Here is a 20,698-nt window from a genome sequence, read left to right on the forward strand (position 1 = left end):
CGCACACACGTGCCGCGCCGGTCGTCCCGTGAGCGCCTGCTCCCGATGCCATGACGATACCTCAGCCCGCGCCGATACCGGCGCGAGCCGCGCCGCGCCCGCCCTCGCGGGCGGCGCACCGCGCAAAGCCGCAAAGCAAAACGGGAAGCCGCCTGGCTTCCCGTTGCTTCATCGACGCCGCGTCGCGGCAGCGTCCCGACCGCGCGTCATGCCTCGGTCGCGTACAGCGCATCGCGCTGCGCGTCGCTCAGCGAGTCGAGCGGCACGTCCGGCAGCCGATAGCAGATCATCGTGCCGTACAGCTCGGCCAGGCAGTTGCTGCCGGCGTCGAGCGCGTAGCCGTCCTCGCCGTCCGGCGCCGGCGGATACACTTCGCGCCACGCGTTGATCGCGGCTTCGATTCGCACGATGGAAACGGGTCCGGCCTTCCGCTCGGCGGGTGATGCGCTCATGGATTCCTCTGGATTGCGCGCTCCGCGGGCCGGGCCGGCCGCGGCGGAACGATGGAAACGCCGGGCGCCGCCGGCCGCCGCAACAGGCGCGCGCCGGATGCCCGATCCGCGCCGCGCTCGTCGCGCCGGCCGGGCCGTGGCCCGGTAGGGTCGGGAAATATAACCGGCTTTGACCCCGTGCAGCGCAAAGCCGACAAAAAAAGCGGGTTCGGCGCCGGCTGGAACGGTATCGGGAACGACGCACGCGTCGGCTACCGACGTCGGCGGCACACCGCGTCGCCCGGATGTCCCAACGAAAAACGGGAAGCCCGCGGGCTTCCCGTTTTCATCGCGCACCACGCGGCCGGTGGCCGCACCGGCATCAGCCGACGGTTTCGCGGTTCTCCACGCGCTGCAGCTGCGCGCTGCGGTTCGCGGCCGCCCACGGCGCGATCTCCATGTCCTCGTAGCGCACGAAGCGGCTCTTGTTCAGGAGCCGGTAGCCGAGCCACACGACGAGGAACAGCGGAATGCCGACGTAGGTCGCGGCCACGCCCGCCCAGTCGATCCGGTTCGCGAGAAACGCCTGGTAGTCCTGGCCGAGCGCGATCACGAGACATAGCACGAACGCGAACAGCGGGCCGAACGGAAACCACTTCGACTGGTACGGCAGCTGGTCGACCGCGTAGCCCTGCTTCACGTAGCCCTTGCGGAACCGGTAGTGGCTGATCGCGATGCCGAGCCACGCGATGAAACCCGTCATCCCCGACGTGTTCAGCAGCCACAGGTACACCGTCTTGTCGCCGTACAGCGACGTGAAGAAGCACAGCGCGCCGACGGCGGTCGTCGCGTACAGCGCGTTGCGCGGCACGCCGCCCGGCGACAGCTTCGCGAACAGCTTCGGCGCACGGCCTTCCGTCGCGAGGTTGTAGAGCATCCGGGTCGACGCGTACATGCCCGAGTTGCCGGCCGACAGCACGGCCGTCAGGATCACCGCGTTCATCACGCCGGCCGCGAACGCGAGGCCCGCGTGGCGGAACACGAGCGTAAACGGGCTCACGCCGATGTCGGTCACGTCGCTCTTCAGCAGGTTCGGGTCGGTATAGGGAATCAGCACGCCGATCACGAAGATCGCCAGCACGTAGAACAGCAGGATCCGCCAGAACACCTGACGCACCGCGCGCGGGATCGTCGTGCGCGGGTTCTCCGATTCGCCGGCCGCGACGCCGATCAGCTCGGTGCCCTGGAACGAGAAGCCCGCGATCATCGCGACGCCCATCAGGGCCGGCAGGCCGCCCGCGAACGGCGCATCGCCGATCGTCAGGTTGCCCCAGCCGTTGCCCGGCGCACCCTTCAGAATGCCGAAGATCATCAGCAGGCCGACGCCGATGAACGCGACCACGGTGACGACCTTGATCAGCGCGAACCAGTATTCGGCTTCCCCGAAGCCGCGCACGGTCAGCGCGTTGAGCAGGAACATCACGCCGAGAAACGCGGCGCTCCACCAGACGCCCGGCACGTCCGGGAACCAGTAGTGCATCACGAGCTGCGCGGCGACCAGCTCGACCGCGATCGTCACGGCCCAGTTGTACCAGTAGTTCCAGCCGAGCGCGAAGCCGAAGCCTTCGTCGACGTATTTCGCGCCGTAGGTCGCGAACGAACCCGACACCGGCATGAACGCGGCCATTTCGCCGAGGCTCGTCATCAGGAAGTAGACCATCAGGCCGATCAGCATGTACGCGACCATCGCGCCGCCGGGGCCGGCCTGCGAGATCGACGCGCCGGACGCGACGAACAGGCCCGTGCCGATCGAGCCGCCGATGGCGATCATCGTCAGATGGCGCGCCTTCAGCGCGCGATGAAGCTTGGGTGGGTTCGCGGACGAACCGGGTTGGTCGGAATTCGGGATTGCGGACATAAACGAGACGAACGTTGAGCGGGCCGGCATCCGGGGCCGGCGCATGCGGGATCGGGGCGCGTCGCGCCGCCTGTTGCGATGCATTCGATGCGGCCCCGATACGCGTTGCGCGCCGGGCGCCAGCGGCGAAGCGCGGATTCTACCTGATTCGCCGTCGGAACCGCTCGGGTCCGGACACCCCGGCGCCGCATGCCGACGCGGGGTGAGCCGCGACGGTGCACCTCCCCGCCCGATACGCAATCGCGCCGGCGCAATAGTCCGATCCTGTATTAAAACGACAAAATCGATCGATATGCCCTAATAATCAGACAAAATACCGGCCACCCATAATCGCGATTCAAATCGAAACGAACACCCGGCTCAAGGTAATGATGCGTAATCGTTCCGAATCGGATTGGCGCATGCATGTTTTGCATCGAGCGGCGAATTTCGGGAATTCGCGAGATAATGCCGACTAATGCGAATTAATCAGAGCGCGGAATCGTCGACGACGCACATATCCGCCGCCTGCCCCGAGGATGATGCCACCCACGCCGCTCGCTACGCTGCGCCGTCATACCGCGACGGCCGTGGCACGCATACTGTCGCCCCGCGGCGTGCTCGTCGCCGGCGTCGTGCTGCTGCTGTTCAGCTGGGGACTCTCGACGTCGCTTTTAATCGAGGCACGCCACGACGCGTATGACCATGCGGTCGAAAATGCGCGCAACCTGATGCTGCTGATCGAGCGCGATATTTCCCGCAATATCGAACTGTATGATCTTTCGCTGCAAAACGTCGTCGACGGGCTCGCCGATCCGGAACTGACGGCATTGCCGCCGCGCCAGCGTCACCGGCTGCTGTTCGACCGCGCCGCGACCGGCGCGTATCTCGGCGCCATTTTCGTAATGGATCCGCACGGCAATATCGTGATCGATTCGGCCGCATCGCCGCCGCGACAAGGCAATTTCGCCGACCGCGAGTATTTCACCGTGCATCGCGACCGGCTCGTGCAGGGCCTCTATATCAGCCGGCCCTATGCGTCCCGGCTGCGCGGCGGCGCGCTGACGATCGCGCTCAGCCGCCGGATCACGCTGGCCGACGGCCGCTTCGGCGGAATCGTCGTCGGCACGCTCAACATCGGCTACTTCCGCGCGCTGCTCGACGGGCTCGCGGTCGGCCAGCACGGCAGCGCGGCGATCGTCGAGGACAACGGCGCGCTCGTCTCGCGCCTGCCGTACGATCCGCGCGTGGTCGGCCTCGACCTTCACCACTCCCCGCTCTTCATCAAGGCGCAGCGCAGCAGCGAAGGCGTGCTGACGGGCGTCGGCGCGATCGACGACGTGCGGCGCATCTACGTCTACAAGCATCTCGCGCATCTGCCGCTGATCGTCGACGTCGCGCCCGCCGAGATCGACATCTACGCGCCGTGGCGCCATCGCGCGATCTGGACCGCCGTGCTGATGGGCCTGTTTACCGTGTTCATCCTGGGAGGCTCGCTCGCGCTGTCGCGCGAACTCGAGCGCCGGCAGGTCACCAAGTTGAATCTGTACCGGCTCGCGCATACCGATTCGCTGACCGGGCTCGACAACCGCGGCACGTTCGATGCCGTGCTCGCGAAGGAGGCGCAGCGCGCGTCGCGCAGCGGCCGGCCGCTGTCGGTGCTGTTCGTCGACGTCGACCATTTCAAGGCGTTCAACGACTACTACGGCCACCTCGCCGGCGACGACGTGCTGCGCCGCGTCGCGCAATCCGCGTCGCGCTGCCTGCGCCGCGACAGCGACCACGTCGCGCGCTACGGCGGCGAGGAATTCGTCGTCACGCTGCCCGACACCGACGCGCAGGGCGCGGCGACCGTCGCCGAAGCGATCCGCCGTGCGATCGCCGGGCTCGACATCGCGCACGTCCGCAGCCCGTACGGGCACGTGACGGCGAGCATCGGCGCGGCGACCAGCGCCGGCGGGCGCGTCAACGCCGCGACGCTGCTGCGGCAGGCCGACGCGGCGCTGTACCACGCGAAGTCCGGCGGCCGCAATCGCGTGTCAAACGCCGAGGCGAATACGGCCGACGCGTGACGCGGCGGCCGGCGGCACCCGCGCCGCGCCGTCGTGGACAGCCCGCGCGCGTTCGGCTAGCGTTACGTCAGCCGCGCGTGCGGCGCGGCGCCGGCCCGCCCGCGCCGCACGCGCATTCCGGCCATCCCGCCGGCCACCCCCGCTCCGTCATGACCGCCCAGTTCCCTGCCCGATTCCCGCCGCTCCTGCGCCACGCGCTCCGTCCCCTGCTGGACCCGTACCGTCGCTACCGGCACGCGAAGCTGATCCATGCGGCGCGCGTCGCGCTCGCGATCCTCGTGTCGATCGCCTTGTCCACCGGCCTGCGCGTGCCGCACGGCGAATGGTCGACGATCACCGTGCTGATCGTCGTCGGCGGGCTGCAGCACCACGGCAACATCCGCAAGAAGGCGGCCGAGCGCGCGCTCGGCACGTCGATCGGCGCGCTCGCGGGGCTGGGGCTGATCCTGCTCTACTCCGTCCTGCACGCGCCGCTCGCGATCTACCTGCTGATGGCGATCGCGTGCGGGCTCTGCGCGTATCACGCGATCGGCAAGGCCGGCTACATCGCGCTGCTGTCGGCGATCACGATGGTGATCGTCGCCGGGCACGGCGACAACGAGATCGTCGACGGCCTGTGGCGCGCGGTGAACGTGCTGACCGGCATCGCGATCGCGCTGGCGTTCTCGTTCGCGCTGCCGCTCTATGCGACCTACTCGTGGCGCTACAAGCTCGCCGACGCGCTGCGCGCGTGCGCGGCCGTGCATGCGCGGCTCGCGGGCGACCGCCACGTGAGCGACGACGCGCACCTGAAGGAAATGGCCGCGCTGAGCGCGCTGCTGGTGCAGCTGCGCTCGCTGATGCCGTCGGTGTCGAAGGAATGCGACATCCCGGTCACGCAGCTCGAGGCGATCCAGCGCGGCCTGCGCCTGTGCATCGGCTATCTGGAGATCCTGTCGAGCACGGTGCCGGCCCGCGACGACCTCGCCGCGCGCGAATACATGCGCACCGAGATGAAGGCGATGAACCGGCGCATCCGCGACACGCTCGTCGGCGCGAGCCGCGCGCTCAAGTTCGGCACGCCGAGCCGGCTCACACCGCGCCGCCGGCCGGCCGAGCCGCCGCACGACGCCCCGCCGGCGCAGTTGTCGGGCTACGTGTCGATCACGGCCAAGCTGGCCGGCGAAGTGGATCAGTTGCGCGAGAAACTGCTCGATACCGCGCAGGCGTGGAATATCTGAACCTGGAGCCTTGACGATTCGAAGGCCGACGGACGCCGGGCGCCCCAGGACATCTTTCATTAGCCTTTCATAAAGGTGGCCCGGCATCCTGAGCGCGGATGCCGCACCGGCCGCCCGATCTGGCCCCGCCAATCGGGCGTGCGCGCCGGCGCGCCTTCGCCAGTTTCGACCGCCGTCCGAGGCCGTTTCGCGCCGGATTCTCCGGCCGGTTAACCGCCCGCCAGGCCCGTCGCGACAGGCCCGAAGACGTATTGGCGCGAAAATCAGGTCTTGCCCCAACTTCCCGGACAGCCGATACTCGCATATTCCGCGAAATACGATCCCACCGGCTTCAATCCACGGTAATTCCTATGAGCACGATTCTCGAAAGCCTCCCGACCGGCCAGAAGGTCGGTATCGCCTTCTCCGGCGGCCTGGACACCAGCGCCGCGCTGCACTGGATGAAACTGAAGGGCGCCGTCCCGTACGCATACACGGCGAACCTCGGCCAGCCCGACGAAGACGATTACGACGCGATCCCGAAACGCGCGATCGAATACGGCGCAGCCGGCGCCCGCCTGATCGACTGCCGCGCGCAGCTCGTCGCCGAAGGCATCGCCGCGCTGCAAAGCGGCGCGTTCCACATCACGACCGCGGGCGTCACGTACTTCAACACGACGCCGATCGGCCGCGCCGTGACGGGCACGATGCTCGTCGCCGCGATGAAGGAAGACGGCGTCAACATCTGGGGCGACGGCAGCACGTACAAGGGCAACGACATCGAGCGTTTCTACCGCTACGGCCTGCTCGTGAACCCGGATCTGAAGATCTACAAGCCGTGGCTCGACCAGACGTTCATCGACGAACTCGGCGGCCGTGCCGAAATGTCCGAATTCATGAACCAGGCCGGCTTCGCCTACAAGATGTCGGCCGAGAAGGCGTATTCGACCGACTCGAACCTGCTCGGCGCGACGCACGAGGCGAAGGACCTGGAAAGCCTCGAAAGCGGCATCAAGATCGTGAACCCGATCATGGGCGTCGCGTTCTGGCGCGACGACGTGAAGATCGCCGCCGAGGAAGTGACGGTGCGCTTCGAAGCCGGCCAGCCGGTCGCGCTGAACGGCGTCGAGTTCAAGGATCAGGTCGAGCTGCTGCTGGAAGCGAACCGCATCGGCGGCCGCCACGGCCTCGGCATGAGCGACCAGATCGAGAACCGCATCATCGAGGCGAAGAGCCGCGGCATCTATGAAGCCCCGGGCCTCGCGCTGCTGTACATCGCATACGAGCGTCTCGTCACCGGCATCCACAACGAAGACACGATCGAGCAGTACCGCGAGAACGGCCGCCGTCTCGGCCGCCTGCTGTACCAGGGCCGCTGGTTCGACCCGCAGGCGATCATGCTGCGCGAAACGGCGCAGCGCTGGGTCGCGCGCGCGATCACCGGCGAAGTGAAGATCGAACTGCGCCGCGGCAACGACTACTCGATCCTGAGCACGAAGTCGCCGAACCTCACGTATCAGCCGGAACGCCTGTCGATGGAGAAGGTGGCGTCGACGTTCTCGCCGCGCGACCGGATCGGCCAGCTGACGATGCGCAACCTCGACATCACCGATACGCGCGACAAGCTGCGCGTGTATTCGCAAGTCGGCCTGCTGACGCCGGGTGAAGCGTCGGCGCTGCCGCAGATCAAGGGCGACGACAAGTAAGTCGCTTCGTTCGACGCCGGGGCGCGTAGCCGATACGCGCCCCGGCCGGGCAGGCCGTATGTGCATCGGTGCACGCGCGGCCTGCTGCTTCTTCCTCCGCTTCTTTCCCTTCCTGCTCTACTCGCGCCACCGCGTCACGCGCAAACGGCGCTGCAAGGCTACGGCAATCGTGGCAAGCTGCCAGTCGTCCGATTTCCGGCCCGGCTCATGACTTCCCTCACCATCATCCACCTGAACGGCCCGATCAACAGCGGCAAGACGACGATCGGTCGCGCGCTCGCGCAGCGGCTGCCCGATGCGCGCTTCATCGACGGCGACGATCACGACGCGCCCGACGACGCCCCGTTCGACGTGCAGTGGGCGATCGCGCTGGCGCGCCTCGTCAAAGAGATCGCGCAGGCACGCGAACGTCATCTGGTGATCGCCTATCCGATCGGCGACGCGGAATTCGACCGGCTGCGCGCAGCCTGCGACGCACGCGACGCGCGCCTGTTCGTCGTGACACTCGCGCCGCCGGAAGCGATCGCGGCGTCGGATCGCGGCACGCGCGCGCTGACGGACTGGGAGCGGCAACGTATCGCCGAGATGTATCGCGAAGGGTATGCGGCGCGCGCGTTCAGCGATTGCTTCGTCGACACGTCGAAAGCGTCGGCCGATGCGTGTGCGCAGGAGATCGCACGAAGCGTGCAGTCGCCGAACGTGTAGCGGGGAAACCGGCGCGCGCGAGGGGCGGAAGTCGCGTCACACCGCGTAGTGGGCAAAGGCCTCGCGCATGCGAGCGCCGGCACCCTCCACACAGTCGCCACGTCCGGCAACGCGCGCTGCCTGCAATTCAATGATGATGCCGCACCCCCGCCACGACCTGCTCGCGCGCCCCCTTGCGGCTCAGCATGAGCGTGACGACCGCCGACACCGCGAGCGTGCCCGCCACTACGTACAGCCCGGCCGCATAGCCGCCCGTCACGTTCTTCAGCCAGCCGATCGCGAACGGCCCGACGAAGCCGCCGAGGTTGCCGATCGAGTTGATCATCGCGATCCCCGCGGCCGCGCCGGCGCCGGACAGGAACGCGCTCGGCATCGCCCACAGCGGCGCCTTCGCGGCGCTGATCCCGATGTTGACGACGACCAGCGCGAGCACGGTCAGGAGCGCGGTGCTCGCCTGCCCCGCGAACACGAAGCCGATGCACGCGAGCACGCACGGAATCACGACATGCCACGTGCGTTCGCCGGTGCGATCCGAATGCCGCGCCCAGCCGATCATCGCGACGACCGCGGCGATGCTCGGGATGCCGGTCAGCAGGCCCGTCTGCCACGCGGTGAAGCCGAACTGCCTGACCATCAGAGGCGCCCAGAGGCCGAGCGTATAGAGCCCCGCCGACGTGCCGAAGTAGATCAGCGCGAGCGCCAGCACGCGCGGGTCGCGCAGCGCCTGCCACGCGCCGGCCGTGTGCCCGGCATGCGCGTGCCGCGCGTCGGCCTCGGACTTCAGCTTCGCGACCAGCCAGTCGCGCTCGTCCGGCCGCAGCCACGCGGCCTTCGACGGCGCATCGGTCAGGCACTTCAGCACGACGAAGCCGAGCAGGACCGCGGGCAGCGCCTCGACGATGTACAGCATCTGCCAGTCGGCGAGCCCGAACAGCGGCGGCATCTGCATGATCGCGCCCGACAGCGGCGAGCCGATCGCGGTCGAGATCGGCGCGGCCGCCATGAACCACGCGGCCGCCACCGCGCGCTGCTTCACGGGAAACCACAGGCTCAGGTACAGGATGATGCCGGGGAAGAAGCCGGCTTCCGCGATGCCGAGCAGGAAGCGCAGCACGTAGAAGCTCGTCGGCCCGGCTGCGAACGCGGACACCGCCGACACGATGCCCCACGTGATCATCACGCGCGCGATCCAGATGCGTGCGCCGACGCGATGGAGAATCAGGTTGCTCGGCACTTCGAACAGAAAGTAGCCGATGAAGAACAGGCCGCCGCCGAGTCCGAACGCGGTCGGCGACAGGCCGATCGCCTTGTTCATCGTCATCGCCGCGAAGCCGACGTTGACGCGATCGAGAAAGCTGACGAAGTAAAGCAGCATCACGAACGGAATGATGCGCCACATCAGTTTCCGCGCGACGCGGGTTTCCAGATCCGCTTGCATGTGTCTCCTCCTTCGAGGTCGAGTCGCGCGCTGTCCGCGCGGGCTCGGTGGGTACCGCCGGCATTACGACGAAGCGTGCGCGCCGGCACCCGGCTCGCGTCGAATGCGCGAGTCGCGGGCAAAAAATCCGGGGGGCGGCGAACGGAAGGCGACCGGCTGCGCGTGCGGCCGTCGCCGTCCTCATCGCCGTTCTCGTTACTGTCAGGCGGCGACCGCCGCGTGCGCGACGCGCTCGCAGACGGCGGCCGTCACCTGCGCGGTCGTCGCGCTGCCGCCGAGGTCGCGCGTATGCAGCGACGGATCGGCCGTCACGGCCTCGATCGCCTGCATCACGCGCGCGGCCGCTGCCGTCTCGCCGAGATGCTCGAGCAGCATCACGACCGACCAGAACGTGCCGACCGGATTCGCGAGGCCCCGGCCCATGATGTCGAACGCGGAGCCGTGGATCGGCTCGAACATCGACGGATAGCGGCGCTCGGGATCGATGTTGCCGGTCGGCGCGATGCCGAGGCTGCCCGCGAGCGCGGCCGCGAGATCGCTGAGGATGTCCGCGTGCAGGTTGGTCGCGACGATCGTGTCGAGCGACGCCGGGCGGTTCACCATGCGCGCGGTCGCGGCGTCGACGAGTTCCTTGTCCCACGTGACGTCGGGGAATTCCTGCGCGACCTGCTTCGCGATCTCGTCCCACATCACCATCGCGTGACGCTGCGCGTTGCTCTTCGTGATGACGGTCAGCAGCTTGCGCGGACGCGACTGCGCGAGCCGGAACGCGAAGCGCATGATGCGTTCGACGCCGGCACGCGTGAGGATCGACACGTCGGTCGCCGCCTCGATCGGATGCCCCTGGTGCACGCGACCGCCGACACCCGCGTATTCGCCCTCCGAGTTCTCGCGCACGATCACCCAGTTCAGGTCGGCCGGCCCGCAGCGCTTCAGCGGCGCGTCGATGCCGGGCAGGATGCGCGTCGGCCGCACGTTCGCGTACTGGTCGAAGCCCTGGCAGATCTTCAGGCGCAGGCCCCACAGCGTCACGTGGTCGGGCACGTCGGGGTCGCCCGCCGAGCCGAACAGGATCGCGTCCTTGCCGCGCAGCGCGTCGAGGCCGTCGGCCGGCATCATCGCGCCGTGCAGGCGGTAGTAATCGGCGCCCCAGTCGAAATCCTCGAACTCGAACGCAAAGCGGTCGCTGCCGCGGGCCAGCGCTTCCAGCACCTGCTTGGCCGCAGGCACCACTTCCTTGCCGATGCCGTCGCCGGGAATGGTCGCGATACGGTAGGTCTTCATGCTGACATCCTCGATTGATCGTGAGCGTGAACGCACTTTACCGAACTGGAAGTGTGTAAACCGGGGCTATACTCAAAGCATCTTTAACTTCAATTCACGAATCCCGTCATGGCGGATACCGTCCAGCCGGCCGATCTCGGCTTCTTCTCGACACTGGCCGCGGCGGGCAGCCTGAGCGCGGCCGCGCGCGAGCTCGGGCTGACCGCGGCGGCCGTCAGCAAGCGGCTCACGCAGATGGAGCGGCGCGCGGGCGTGACGCTCGTCAACCGCACGACGCGGCGCATGATGCTGACGCCCGAGGGCGACGTGTATCTCGACTACGCGCGCCGGATCCTCGATCAGATGGACGAACTGGGCGAACTGCTCGGCAGCGCGCGGCAGCGGCCGAAGGGGCTGCTGCGCGTGAACGCGACGCTTGGTTTCGGGCGCAGCCACGTCGGGCCGGCGATCTCGCGCTTCGTCGCGCGTTTTCCGGAGGTGTCGGTGCAGTTGCAACTGTCGGTGATGCCGCCGCCGCTCACCGACGACGCGTTCGACGTGTGCATCCGCTTCGGCGAGCCGCCCGATACGCGCGTCGTCGCGCGACGGCTCGCGCCGAACCGCCGGCTGCTGTGCGCGGCGCCCGCGTATCTCGCGCGGCACGGCACGCCGGGCACGCCGCACGAGCTGACGCGGCACAACTGCATCGGCATCCGGCAAGGCGACGAAGGCTACGGGATCTGGCGGCTGGCGAGCGGACGCGGCGCGGCGCGCAACACGGAAGCCGTGCGGATCAACGGCAACCTGACGACGAACGACGGCGAGATCGCGGTGAAGTGGGCGCTCGACGGGCACGGCATCCTGATGCGCGCCGAGTGGGATATCCGCGACTATCTGGCCGACGGGCGCCTCGTCGTCGTGCTGCCCGACTACGAAACGCCGAGCGCGGATATCTACGCGGTGTATGCGCAGCGGCATCAGATGTCGGCGCGGATACGGGCGTTCGTGGATTTTCTGGCGGGGGAGCTGGGTGGGTGACGGGAGGCGGGCGCCAATGCACGCGAACGTATCAGGATCGCGGCGCGACCGGTTCGACTGATTGAGTCTGACGATGCACCGGCTGGCGGAATGCCAGTATTTTGGCGAACCGGCCCACAAATCGCCAGAATATTGGCACATCCGGACGCGCGCCCCGCCGTCACGCCGCGGCCGCCAGCCTCCCGTCTGGCTCGCACGCAGCGATCGCCGTCGCCGCCATCTGCCGCAGCGCTGCCCCAGGCACGCTCACACCCGCCCTCTCCTGCGCGGCATCCTCGAAACGCTCCGCGATCCAGTCGACGAACGCGCGCACGCCCGGCGACACGTGCCGGCGCTTCGCATAGACGGCCGACACCGAAACCGCGCCCGGCCGCCACCGCGGCAGCACTTCCTGCAACTGTCCGGCGTCGATCAGCGGCTGCGCGACGACGCGCGGCGGCTGGATCAACCCGAGGCCATGCACGCCGCACGCCAGGTACGCCTGCTCGTCGTCGACGCTGACGATGCCGTCGAGCCGGATCTTGCGCACCGCGCCGTCGATCGCGAATTCGAGTTCGGCGGTGCGCTGGGCCGACGCGAACGCGCCGTTGACCGCGCGATGCCCGGCGAGCGCATCGAGCGAACGCGGCACGCCGCAGCGCTCGAGATACGCGGGGCTCGCGCAGGTCACGCGCTCGAGTGCGCCGAGCGGGCGCGCAACCAGCGACGAATCGGGCAGCGCGCCCAGCCGGATGCTGCAGTCGACCGCATCGCCGATCAGGTCGGCCGCGCGTCCGGACACGCCCAGCATCAGCACGAGTTCGGGATGGCGCGCATGGAACGCGCCAAGCGCCGGCAGCACGATCGCGTCCGCCACCGCGCCCGGCAACTCGACGCGCAGCGGCCCGCTCGGATGCCGCGCCGCGTTGCGCAGGCTCGCTTCGAGCTCGTCGACGTCCGCGGTGATGCGCTGGCACCGCCGGTAATACGCGTCGCCTTCCGGCGTCGCCCGCAGCGCGCGCGTCGTGCGCACCAGCAACGGCATGCCGAGCGCCGCCTCGAGTTCCTGCACGGTGCGCGTCGCGGTCGCGCGCGAAATGCCGAGCGAGTGCGCCGCGCGCGTAAAGCTGTTCATCTCGACGATGCGCGTGAAGATGCGCATCGCGCGAATCGGATTGTCCACCGGAAACTCCCGCGGAATACGGCATCACGCATCGCGCGCGAACACGACGCGGCGCATGCCTGTCAGTGAGCGAGCCGCGCCGCCGGCGCGGCGACCGGTTCAGTCGCGCGTGGCCGTGGCCGCGCGGGCCGGCGCGGCGAGCAGCTGCCGTGCCAGCGCGAGCGCCTCGTCACGATTGGCCGCCGCGTTCAACGGATAACCCCAGACCTTCTCGAACGCGGCCGAGAACGCATCGAGTGCAGCGCGCCGCTGCGCGTCGGGCTCGACCGCGATCATCGCGGGAATCCATTCGCGCGATTGCGCGCGATGCGCCTTGCTCCATTTCGCGAGCTGCTTGCGCATCTCGTGATCCTGCGCATCGCGATCGTCGCCGAACGGGGCATCGTCGGTCAGGAACACGAAACGTTCGCGGCGCGCGAGCAATGCGTCGAGCTCGGCCAGCAGGTGCGCGGGATCGCTCGACGGCGAACGCGCGTAACGCAACCACACCAACGGGAATTCAGTCGTGACGATCTGCATGTCGGCCTCCAGATGAGAATGATTCTCATGTTAGGGGGCGACGCCCGTCCCGTCATTTCTCGTGCCGGCCAACCGCTTGTTCGATCCGGCCAAGCGCGCGCGTGCCGATCCGGCCGGCTCAGCACGGCACGGTCAGCGCTGCCGGTCGGTCAGGTATTGGGTCGGCGATTTGCCGGTCGCCTTGCGGAACATCGTCACGAAGCTGCTCGCGCTCTCGTAGCCGAGGTCGATCGCGATCTGGTGCACGCGGCGGCCCGCCGTCAGCATCCGCAGCGACAGCGCGACGTGCAGCCGCCGGCGCCAGTCGCCGAGGCTCATGCCGAGTTCCTTCGCGGCGAGCCGCGTGAGGCTGCGCTCGCTGACGCCGGCGCGGCGCGCGAGTTCGGGCAGCGGCGACTTGTCGGCCGGGTCGTCGAGCAGGTGATCGATCAGCCTGCGCAGCCGGCGGTCGGCCGGCATCGGCAGATACAGGTCCTCGACCGGCGCCGCGACGAGTTCGTCGAGCAGCGTCGCCATCAGCCGCCCCTGCGGACCGTCGACGTCGTACAGGCTCGGGAAGCTCGCGGCCTTCAGCAGCAGTTCGCGCAACAGCGGCGACATGCCCAGCGTGCAGCAGCGCGCCGGCAGGCCGGGCGCCGCATCGGGCTCCACCAGCACCGCGTAGAACGTCGCGCCGGCCGAACCGCGCGCCGAATGCGTGACGCCGCCCGGAATCCACACCGTGCATTGCGGCGGTGCGCTCCACACGCCGCCGTCGATCTCGCAATAGATGACGCCGCTCAGCGTGTACAGCAGTTGCGCCTGCGGATGGCTGTGCCGTTCGAGCCGCCATTCGGGCTCGACGACCGAGCCGCCGAACACGACGAGCGGCCGCGGCACGTGATAGACGTCGGCGTCGGCAGCGGGGTCGGTAACGGGTGGCAGGTCGCGCATGGAGCGATGGTGTCGAAAGCGGCCGGACGGCGTGCCCGCGCGGCCTTTCGTGCTTATACCAGAAAGGCGCCGGCGCGGCCGCGCGGTTCCCGGCCGGCCGATCCGAATACAATGCGTCGATCCCTCGCCGCCTCGCCAACCTTGCCGGAGCCGCCATGTTCGACCTGACCACGCTGGCCACCTTCACCGCCGTCGTCCTGGGCCTGTTCCTGATCCCGGGCCCCGCCGTGCTGCTCGTGCTGAGCCGCACCGTGCAGGGCGGCCGCAAGACCGGCATCCTGACCGGCCTCGGCGTCGCGAGCGGCGACTTCGTGCATACGCTGTTTGCCGCCGTCGGGCTGTCGGCGCTGCTAATGACGTCGGCGCTCGCGTTCAACGTCGTGAAGCTGGTCGGCGCCGCTTACCTCATCTACCTCGGCGTGCGCGCGCTGCTCGACGGGCCGTCCGATCCGTCGCTGCCGAAGGTGCCGCCCGTCACGCCGCTGACGGCGTACCTGCAGGCGATTCCCGCCGAAGTGCTGAATCCGAAGACCGCGCTGTTCTTCCTCGCGTTCATGCCGCAGTTCGTGCATCCGGAACGCGGCTCGACGTTCGTTCAGTTCGCGGTGCTCGGGCTGATCTTCGTCGTGCTCAGCTCGCTCTATACGACGCTGATCGCATGCTCGATCCGCCCGCTCGGCCGCGTCGTGAAGCGGCTCGCGTGGCTCACGCGCTGGCAGGGAAAGATCATCGGCTCGATCTTCATCGCGCTCGGGCTGCGCGTCGCGGTGCAGCAGCGCTGACGCGGGTTTCGCGTGACGTCCGACGCGGCGGCTGCCGGCGAAATCCTCTATACCGATCCGCGCCTCGTCGCGGTCTACGACCGGTTCAACGCGGGGGACCGCGACTTCGCGTTCTACGCATCGCGCCTCGGCACCGCGCGGCAACGGATTCTCGATCTCGGCTGCGGCACCGGCACGTTCGCGCGCCGGCTTGCGGCGGCCGGACACGACGTCGTCGCGATCGACCCCGCACCCGCGATGATCGACCATGCGCGACGCCAGCCGGGCGCCGGCGCGGTGCGCTGGCTCGCGTGCGATCTCGGCGGCCTGCCGCCCGGCGCGCCGTTCGATGCCGTCGTGATGACCGGGCACGCGTTCCAGTGCCTGCTGACCGACGCGGAGATCGACGCGACACTGTGCGGCGTGCGGCGCGTGCTGGCCGACGGCGGGCGCTTCCTGTTCGAGACCCGCAATCCGCGTGTCGAGCCGTGGCTCTGCTGGACTCCGGCGGCGTCGGCCACCCGCATCGATTCGCCCGAATTCGGCAGCGTCGAACTCCATCATGCGGTGACCGCGGTCGACGGTCCGATCGTGTCGTTCGACACGGTCTACCGCTTTCATCGCGACGATACGCAAGTGAAGAACGCGAGCCGGCTGCGCTTCATCGCGCAACCCGACCTGCAGGCGCGTGTCGCGGCCGCCGGCTTCTCGTCCGCCGACTGGTGCGGAGACTGGAACGGTGCGCCGTTCGACGACGCGGCCAGCGCGGAGATCATCGCGATCTGCCGAGCGTGAGCGGTTGTATACCCCGCTCGACTACCGCGCGCCCAGCGCGTCCCGCACGCCCTCCCAGTCGAGTCCGAACCGCGCCAGATACTTGCGCAACCGGTCCGCATCGTTCGGCTGCTTCTTGCTCTGGCGCGACACCGCGAACAGCGCGCGGCCCGCCTCCGACAAACTCGCCGAGACGCGGCACACGTCGAGCACACGTTCGAGCTGCGCGCGGTCGAACAGGTCGAGCTCGGCCGCGCGCACGCCGAACACCGCGTCGACGTATCCCTCCGACGCGCCTGCACCGCCCGGCGACGACCACGTGCGCGTCAGCCGCTCGACCTCCTGCTCGGCAATCGCCTCGGTGATCCGCCCCGCATCGGCAAGCGTCGCCATTCGTGTGACCGATGCGGACAACTCGCGGAAATTGCCGGCCCATGCCGCGCGCGGCGACGCCGCGAACGCGAGATAGCGCCGCTTCGCCTCCACGTTGAACCGTACCCGCTCGCCCTGCTCGCGACCGAAACGATCGAGTTCGAATTCGAGGTTCGGCTCGATGTCCTCGCGCCGCTCGGCCAGCCCCGGCAGTTCGTAGGTCCACAGGTTGATCCGCGCATACAGATCCTCGCGGAACGTGCCGGCCGCCACCATCTGCCGCAAATCGCGGTGCGTGCCCGCGATCAGCTCGAAATCGCTGGTCGCCTCGACGTCCGCACCGACCGGCAGGAAGCGCTTCTCCTCGATCGCCTTCAGCAGCATCGCCTGCTCGTCGAGCCCGAGTTCGCCGATCTCGTCGAGAAACAGCAGGCCGCCGTCCGCAGCGCGCAGCAAGCCCGCGCGCGCGGACTGCGCGCCGGTGAACGCGCCCTTCACGTGGCCGAACAGCGTCGACATCGCCGCGTCGCCGCGCAGCGTCGCGCAGTTGATCTCGATGAACGGCCCCGCGAGCCGATGCCGGCCGCGCTTCAGTTCGTACACGCGTTTCGCGAGAAACGACTTGCCGGCGCCCGTCGGCCCGACGAGCAGCATCGGCGCGCGCGAGCGCACCGCCACCCGCTCCAGCTGTTCGATCAGCGCGTTGAAGCGCGCGTTGCGCGTCGCGATACCGGCCTTCAGGAACGACACGGTTTCGTCGCGCTCGCGAGTGAAGCGCTGCGCGATCCGGTTGTAGCGCGACAGGTCGAGATCGATCACCGACACCGTGCCCGGCCCGCTCGGCCCTTCGTCGGTCTGCTTCGGCGGCCCCGTCTGCACGAGGCGCGCGGGCAGGTAGCGCGCTTCCGCGAGCAGGAACCAGCAGATCTGCGCGACGTGCGTGCCGGTCGTGATGTGAATCAGGTAATCCTCGTGCTCGAGGTCGAACGGATACGCGCGCGCAAAGTCGTGCAGCGTCGCGTAGACCTCCTCGAAATCCCACGGGTCGTGGATCGTGACCGGCGTGAGCCGCACGTCGGTATGCGGCGACAGCTGCGCGAGATCGTCGCGCACCTGGTTGGCGAGCCGCGTGTAGCCCGGCGGATGCAGCAATTCGAGCCGGTCGATCGAGAGGTCCGGCTGCAGGCACAGCGAGACGGTCGGCCGCCACTTGCGGTAACGACGCGGCGCGCGGCCGCCCTGGTCGAGCACGGTGCCGAGAAAGCCGATGGCGACGGTCTTGCGCATGTTTATCTCATGGGATAAGAAGCGATCCGATTGTATCGGATTCGATGACGATGCGATGCGACGCGCGTTCCCGAGCGGCCAACGGAAATTCACAAATTGTTCTTTCCCTTCAAATACTTGATCGATTTTCCAACCACCTGACGCGCCCGCTGGCACGCTCCTCGCTCAATAGAAGGCGCCGGATGTCCCGCTGGCCCGCGAGCCAGGGTTCACCAAGCCCTGCTGGTGCGCCGCCGCCGAACCTCGTTCGTCGCGGCAGCGCATGCCGCCATGGACAGACGAAGGCAAAGGGGCGCGCGAGGCAGCCTGGTCCGGGTTCGAATCCCGGGGCGCCCACTGTTCGGAAGCTCATTCAGGTGGAGCAGCCGGCGCAAGCCGGTGTGTGGCGGGTTCGAATCCCGTCCGAACGCTGTCCGCAAGGACGGTCTATCGAGAGAAGCAGTACCCGCCGGTGCGGGCCGACAGGCCCGCCGCGCGTCGGACCGGTTGCGGTTCCGCGCGATCGGCCGGGCGGCCGGACGGCCCGCGCGAATGCGCTCGACGACGCGATGCAGGATGCGTCGCCGCGTGCAGCCGCGCCGGACCCACGCGCCGCCCGCCCGATCGCGTCGCACCCCGATCCGTGCGATGCGTGTCGCCCGGCGGCCATTGAAGAAAAGGACAAGAATATGTGGAAGCGTCATGTGGTGAAAAAGAACGAACGCGCGCTGCTGATGAATGAGGGCGATTTCGTGAAGGTGCTGGAACCGGGCGTGTTCAAGGCCTTCGATCCGTTCAAGCGCCTGTCGGTGCAGACCGCGCGTCTCGACGCGCCGCTCGTCGACGCGGCGCTGGCCGACTACCTGCGTCACGACGCACCGGACGTGCTCGCGCAACACTTCGTCGCGATGGATCTGGCCGACGACGAAGCTGGCCTGCGTTACGAAGACGACGTGCTCGTCGAGGTCCTGCCGCCCGGCACGCGCCGGCTGTACTGGCGCGGCCTGATCACGCACCGGCTGGCGCGCGTCGATCTCGCGCAGGACAGCATGCTGCCGGCCGCGCTCGCGCAGCGCATCGCGCAACCGGCGCTGCGCGCGCGCGGCGTGGCTGGCCTCGCGGGCGTGCTGCTGGTGCAGGTGCCGGCGTATCACGTCGGTGTGCTGAAGATCGACGGCAAGATCGAGCGGCTGCTGGATCCGGGGGTGGCGGCGTTCTGGCGCTTCAACCGCGACGTCGCGGTCGAGCTCGTCGACCTGCGCCTGCAGGCGCTCGAAGTCGCTGGCCAGGAAATCCTGACGCGCGACAAGGTCGCGCTGCGGCTGAACCTGTCGGCGACGTGGTGCTATGCGGACGTGCTGCATGCGTTCGGCCAGCTGCAGAAGCCGGTCGAGCACCTGTATCGCGAACTGCAGTTCGCGCTGCGCGCGGCGGTCGGCACGCGCTCGCTCGACGAGCTGCTGGAGGACAAGCAGGCGATCGACGACGTCGTGATCGCCCAGGTGCGCACGCGGCTCGCGCAATCGGGAGTGGACGTGCGCAGCGTCGGCGTGAAGGATATCGTGCTGCCGGGCGACATGAAGACGATCCTCGCGCAGGTGGTCGAAGCCGAAAAGGCGGCGCAGGCGAACGTGATCCGCCGCCGCGAGGAAACGGCGGCGACTCGCTCGCTGCTGAACACCGCGAAGGTGATGGAAGAGAACCCGACCGCGCTGCGGCTCAAGGAGCTGGAAACGCTCGAGCGCGTCGCGGAACGGATCGACCGCATCTCGGTGTTCGGCGGCCTCGACCAGGTGCTGAACGGGCTCGTCAGCATCAAGGGCGCGTGATGGATGAACCGGCGCGGCGCATGGGTGCCGCGCCGGACGAATGAATGAATGAAGGGTGAAGCAAATGCGTGATGACGATTACCAGGTGATGGAACTGGCGAACGGCAAGCCGGTGAAGATGTGGACGCAAGGCGTCGCGGTCGAGGACGACGCGCGCACGCAATTGCGCAACACCGCGCAGATGCCGTTCATCTTCAAGCACGTCGCGGTGATGCCGGACGTCCACCTCGGCAAGGGCTCGACGATCGGCAGCGTGATCCCGACGAAGGGCGCGATCATCCCGGCCGCGGTCGGCGTCGACATCGGCTGCGGGATGATGGCCGCGCGCACGACGCTCACGGCGGCGGACCTGCCGGACGCACTCGGCGGGCTGCGCAGCGCGATCGAACGCGCGGTGCCGCACGGCCGCGCGCCGGGGCGCCGCGATCCCGGCGCATGGGGCGATCGCACGCCGGCCGCCGTGGCCGAGTCGTGGAAGTCGCTGCTGCCGGGCTTTCAACGGATCGTCGGCAAGTATCCGAAGCTGGAGAAGACGAACCACTATGCGCATCTGGGCACGCTCGGCACGGGCAACCACTTCATCGAGGTGTGTATCGACGAAGCGGATCGCGTGTGGTTCATGCTGCACAGCGGCTCGCGCGGCGTCGGCAATGCGATCGGCAGCCTGTTCATCGAACTCGCGCAGGCCGACATGCGGCAGCACATCGCGAACCTGCCGGATCGCAACCTCGCGTATTTCACCGAGGGCAGCCGGCACTTCGACGATTACGTCGAAGCGGTCGGCTGGGCGCAGGACTACGCGCGCCGCAACCGGCAGGCGATGATGGACGCGGTGATCGGCGCGGCGCGCGGCGCGATCGCGAAACCGTTCGCGGTCGACGAGCACGCGGTGAACTGCCACCACAACTACGTGCAGCGCGAACGCCACTTCGGCGAGGACGTGCTCGTCACGCGCAAGGGAGCCGTATCCGCGCAGAAGGGACAGCTCGGCATCATTCCGGGTTCGATGGGCGCGAAGAGCTTCATCGTGCGCGGGCTCGGCAATCCGGAGAGCTTCTGTTCGTGCAGCCACGGCGCCGGCCGCGCGATGAGCCGGACCGAAGCGAAGCGCCGCTTCACGGTCGACGACCAGGTCAAGGCGACGCGCGGCGTCGAATGCCGGAAGGACGCGGGTGTCGTCGACGAGATCCCGATGGCCTACAAGGACATCGATGCGGTGATGGCGGCGCAGCGCAGCCTCGTCGAAGTGGTGCACACGCTGCGTCAGGTGGTGTGCGTGAAAGGATAGCGCGGCGCGCGGCCGAAGGCCGGGCGGCCGCGCTCGATGAAAAGG

Annotated in this window: 17 protein-coding genes and 1 tRNA gene; 10 read left to right on the forward strand and 8 right to left on the reverse strand. The window is 68.6% G+C overall.

Features of this window, described 5'->3' with window-relative positions:
• Window positions 1–206: 206 nt before the first annotated feature.
• Both DID99_RS24440 and DID99_RS24445 read right to left on the reverse strand, forming a co-directional pair.
• A complete protein-coding gene (locus DID99_RS24440; protein ID WP_044848083.1) occupies window positions 207–452 on the reverse strand; it encodes a DUF3717 domain-containing protein in 246 nt (81 codons plus the stop codon).
• A gap of 361 nt (window positions 453–813) precedes the next feature.
• The gene (locus DID99_RS24445; protein WP_044848084.1) at window positions 814–2,349 is read right to left on the reverse strand and encodes an amino acid permease; all 1,536 of its coding nucleotides are present in this window, start codon (window positions 2,347–2,349) and stop codon (window positions 814–816) included.
• 518 nt (window positions 2,350–2,867) lie between these two features.
• Here DID99_RS24445 and DID99_RS24450 point away from each other — a divergent pair.
• The 4 genes from DID99_RS24450 to DID99_RS24465 all read left to right on the forward strand — a co-directional run bounded on the left by DID99_RS24450 (window position 2,868) and on the right by DID99_RS24465 (window position 8,010).
• On the forward strand, window positions 2,868–4,400 hold the full coding sequence (locus DID99_RS24450; RefSeq protein ID WP_409362709.1) for a diguanylate cyclase: 1,533 nt from the start codon (window positions 2,868–2,870) through the stop codon (window positions 4,398–4,400).
• Between the two features lie 149 nt (window positions 4,401–4,549).
• The gene (locus tag DID99_RS24455; protein WP_124667653.1) at window positions 4,550–5,620 is read left to right on the forward strand and encodes an FUSC family protein; all 1,071 of its coding nucleotides are present in this window, start codon (window positions 4,550–4,552) and stop codon (window positions 5,618–5,620) included.
• 350 nt (window positions 5,621–5,970) lie between these two features.
• Window positions 5,971–7,305 carry an argininosuccinate synthase gene (gene argG / locus DID99_RS24460; RefSeq protein ID WP_044848086.1) on the forward strand — a complete coding sequence of 445 codons (1,335 nt, stop codon included), beginning with the start codon at window positions 5,971–5,973 and terminating at the stop codon, window positions 7,303–7,305.
• A 207-nt stretch (window positions 7,306–7,512) separates the two neighbouring features.
• Window positions 7,513–8,010: a shikimate kinase gene (locus DID99_RS24465; RefSeq protein ID WP_124667654.1), complete on the forward strand. Its 498-nt coding sequence runs from the start codon at window positions 7,513–7,515 to the stop codon at window positions 8,008–8,010.
• Window positions 8,011–8,137: 127 nt separating this feature from the next.
• Here the strand turns inward: DID99_RS24465 and DID99_RS24470 are convergent, their stop codons facing one another.
• Window positions 8,138–9,448 carry an MFS transporter gene (locus DID99_RS24470; RefSeq protein ID WP_124667655.1) on the reverse strand — a complete coding sequence of 437 codons (1,311 nt, stop codon included), beginning with the start codon at window positions 9,446–9,448 and terminating at the stop codon, window positions 8,138–8,140.
• A 201-nt stretch (window positions 9,449–9,649) separates the two neighbouring features.
• Window positions 9,650–10,732, reverse strand: coding sequence for a tartrate dehydrogenase (locus DID99_RS24475; RefSeq protein WP_124571606.1), 1,083 nt, complete (start codon window positions 10,730–10,732; stop codon window positions 9,650–9,652).
• Between the two features lie 108 nt (window positions 10,733–10,840).
• Between DID99_RS24475 and DID99_RS24480 the strand changes: the two genes are divergently transcribed.
• Entirely contained in the window at window positions 10,841–11,749 is a 909-nt protein-coding gene (locus DID99_RS24480) for a LysR substrate-binding domain-containing protein (RefSeq protein ID WP_124488808.1), read from the forward strand.
• A gap of 160 nt (window positions 11,750–11,909) precedes the next feature.
• Here the strand turns inward: DID99_RS24480 and DID99_RS24485 are convergent, their stop codons facing one another.
• The 3 genes from DID99_RS24485 to DID99_RS24495 form a co-directional block, all read right to left on the reverse strand.
• Window positions 11,910–12,911 (reverse strand): LysR family transcriptional regulator, encoded by a 1,002-nt coding sequence (locus tag DID99_RS24485; RefSeq protein ID WP_124645974.1) that lies wholly within the window; start codon window positions 12,909–12,911, stop codon window positions 11,910–11,912.
• 99 nt (window positions 12,912–13,010) lie between these two features.
• Window positions 13,011–13,430: an ATP--cob(I)alamin adenosyltransferase gene (locus DID99_RS24490; RefSeq protein ID WP_124645973.1), complete on the reverse strand. Its 420-nt coding sequence runs from the start codon at window positions 13,428–13,430 to the stop codon at window positions 13,011–13,013.
• 132 nt (window positions 13,431–13,562) lie between these two features.
• Window positions 13,563–14,363, reverse strand: a complete 801-nt coding sequence (locus DID99_RS24495; RefSeq protein WP_124528898.1) for a helix-turn-helix domain-containing protein — start codon at window positions 14,361–14,363, stop codon at window positions 13,563–13,565.
• A gap of 155 nt (window positions 14,364–14,518) precedes the next feature.
• Between DID99_RS24495 and DID99_RS24500 the strand changes: the two genes are divergently transcribed.
• Together DID99_RS24500 and DID99_RS24505 are read left to right on the forward strand one after the other, a co-directional pair.
• Window positions 14,519–15,145, forward strand: a complete 627-nt coding sequence (locus tag DID99_RS24500) for a LysE family translocator (RefSeq protein WP_044848096.1) — start codon at window positions 14,519–14,521, stop codon at window positions 15,143–15,145.
• Between the two features lie 12 nt (window positions 15,146–15,157).
• A complete protein-coding gene (locus DID99_RS24505; protein WP_124645972.1) occupies window positions 15,158–15,919 on the forward strand; it encodes a bifunctional 2-polyprenyl-6-hydroxyphenol methylase/3-demethylubiquinol 3-O-methyltransferase UbiG in 762 nt (253 codons plus the stop codon).
• A gap of 21 nt (window positions 15,920–15,940) precedes the next feature.
• Here the strand turns inward: DID99_RS24505 and rtcR are convergent, their stop codons facing one another.
• Window positions 15,941–17,557 (reverse strand): RNA repair transcriptional activator RtcR, encoded by a 1,617-nt coding sequence (gene rtcR, locus DID99_RS24510; protein WP_124645971.1) that lies wholly within the window; start codon window positions 17,555–17,557, stop codon window positions 15,941–15,943.
• Window positions 17,558–17,894: 337 nt separating this feature from the next.
• On the opposite strand from rtcR, the gene DID99_RS37385 reads away from it, so the two are divergent.
• The 3 genes from DID99_RS37385 to DID99_RS24520 all read left to right on the forward strand — a co-directional run bounded on the left by DID99_RS37385 (window position 17,895) and on the right by DID99_RS24520 (window position 20,653).
• Window positions 17,895–17,967, forward strand: a tRNA-Cys gene (locus tag DID99_RS37385).
• 258 nt (window positions 17,968–18,225) lie between these two features.
• Entirely contained in the window at window positions 18,226–19,365 is a 1,140-nt protein-coding gene (locus DID99_RS24515; RefSeq protein ID WP_124667656.1) for a slipin family protein, read from the forward strand.
• Window positions 19,366–19,429: 64 nt separating this feature from the next.
• Entirely contained in the window at window positions 19,430–20,653 is a 1,224-nt protein-coding gene (locus DID99_RS24520; RefSeq protein ID WP_124645969.1) for an RtcB family protein, read from the forward strand.
• Window positions 20,654–20,698 lie beyond the last annotated feature (45 nt).

The sequence above is a fragment of the Burkholderia sp. Bp8986 genome, assembly GCF_003854225.1.
Lineage (GTDB): Bacteria > Pseudomonadota > Gammaproteobacteria > Burkholderiales > Burkholderiaceae > Burkholderia.

Excerpts from the sequence above, each read along its gene's own strand:
- DID99_RS24440 (WP_044848083.1), bottom strand. The coding sequence starts at position 452 with ATGAGCGCATCACCCGCCGAGCGGAAGGCCGGACCCGTTTCCATCGTG.
- DID99_RS24455 (WP_124667653.1), top strand. The coding sequence starts at position 4,550 with ATGACCGCCCAGTTCCCTGCCCGATTCCCGCCGCTCCTGCGCCACGCG.
- DID99_RS24515 (WP_124667656.1), top strand. The coding sequence starts at position 18,226 with ATGTGGAAGCGTCATGTGGTGAAAAAGAACGAACGCGCGCTGCTGATG.
- DID99_RS24490 (WP_124645973.1), bottom strand. The coding sequence starts at position 13,430 with ATGCAGATCGTCACGACTGAATTCCCGTTGGTGTGGTTGCGTTACGCG.
- DID99_RS24475 (WP_124571606.1), bottom strand. The coding sequence starts at position 10,732 with ATGAAGACCTACCGTATCGCGACCATTCCCGGCGACGGCATCGGCAAG.
- DID99_RS24500 (WP_044848096.1), top strand. The coding sequence starts at position 14,519 with ATGTTCGACCTGACCACGCTGGCCACCTTCACCGCCGTCGTCCTGGGC.
- DID99_RS24520 (WP_124645969.1), top strand. The coding sequence starts at position 19,430 with ATGCGTGATGACGATTACCAGGTGATGGAACTGGCGAACGGCAAGCCG.
- DID99_RS24465 (WP_124667654.1), top strand. The coding sequence starts at position 7,513 with ATGACTTCCCTCACCATCATCCACCTGAACGGCCCGATCAACAGCGGC.
- DID99_RS24480 (WP_124488808.1), top strand. The coding sequence starts at position 10,841 with ATGGCGGATACCGTCCAGCCGGCCGATCTCGGCTTCTTCTCGACACTG.
- DID99_RS24450 (WP_409362709.1), top strand. The coding sequence starts at position 2,868 with ATGATGCCACCCACGCCGCTCGCTACGCTGCGCCGTCATACCGCGACG.
- rtcR (WP_124645971.1), bottom strand. The coding sequence starts at position 17,557 with ATGCGCAAGACCGTCGCCATCGGCTTTCTCGGCACCGTGCTCGACCAG.
- DID99_RS24495 (WP_124528898.1), bottom strand. The coding sequence starts at position 14,363 with ATGCGCGACCTGCCACCCGTTACCGACCCCGCTGCCGACGCCGACGTC.
- argG (WP_044848086.1), top strand. The coding sequence starts at position 5,971 with ATGAGCACGATTCTCGAAAGCCTCCCGACCGGCCAGAAGGTCGGTATC.
- DID99_RS24470 (WP_124667655.1), bottom strand. The coding sequence starts at position 9,448 with ATGCAAGCGGATCTGGAAACCCGCGTCGCGCGGAAACTGATGTGGCGC.
- DID99_RS24445 (WP_044848084.1), bottom strand. The coding sequence starts at position 2,349 with ATGTCCGCAATCCCGAATTCCGACCAACCCGGTTCGTCCGCGAACCCA.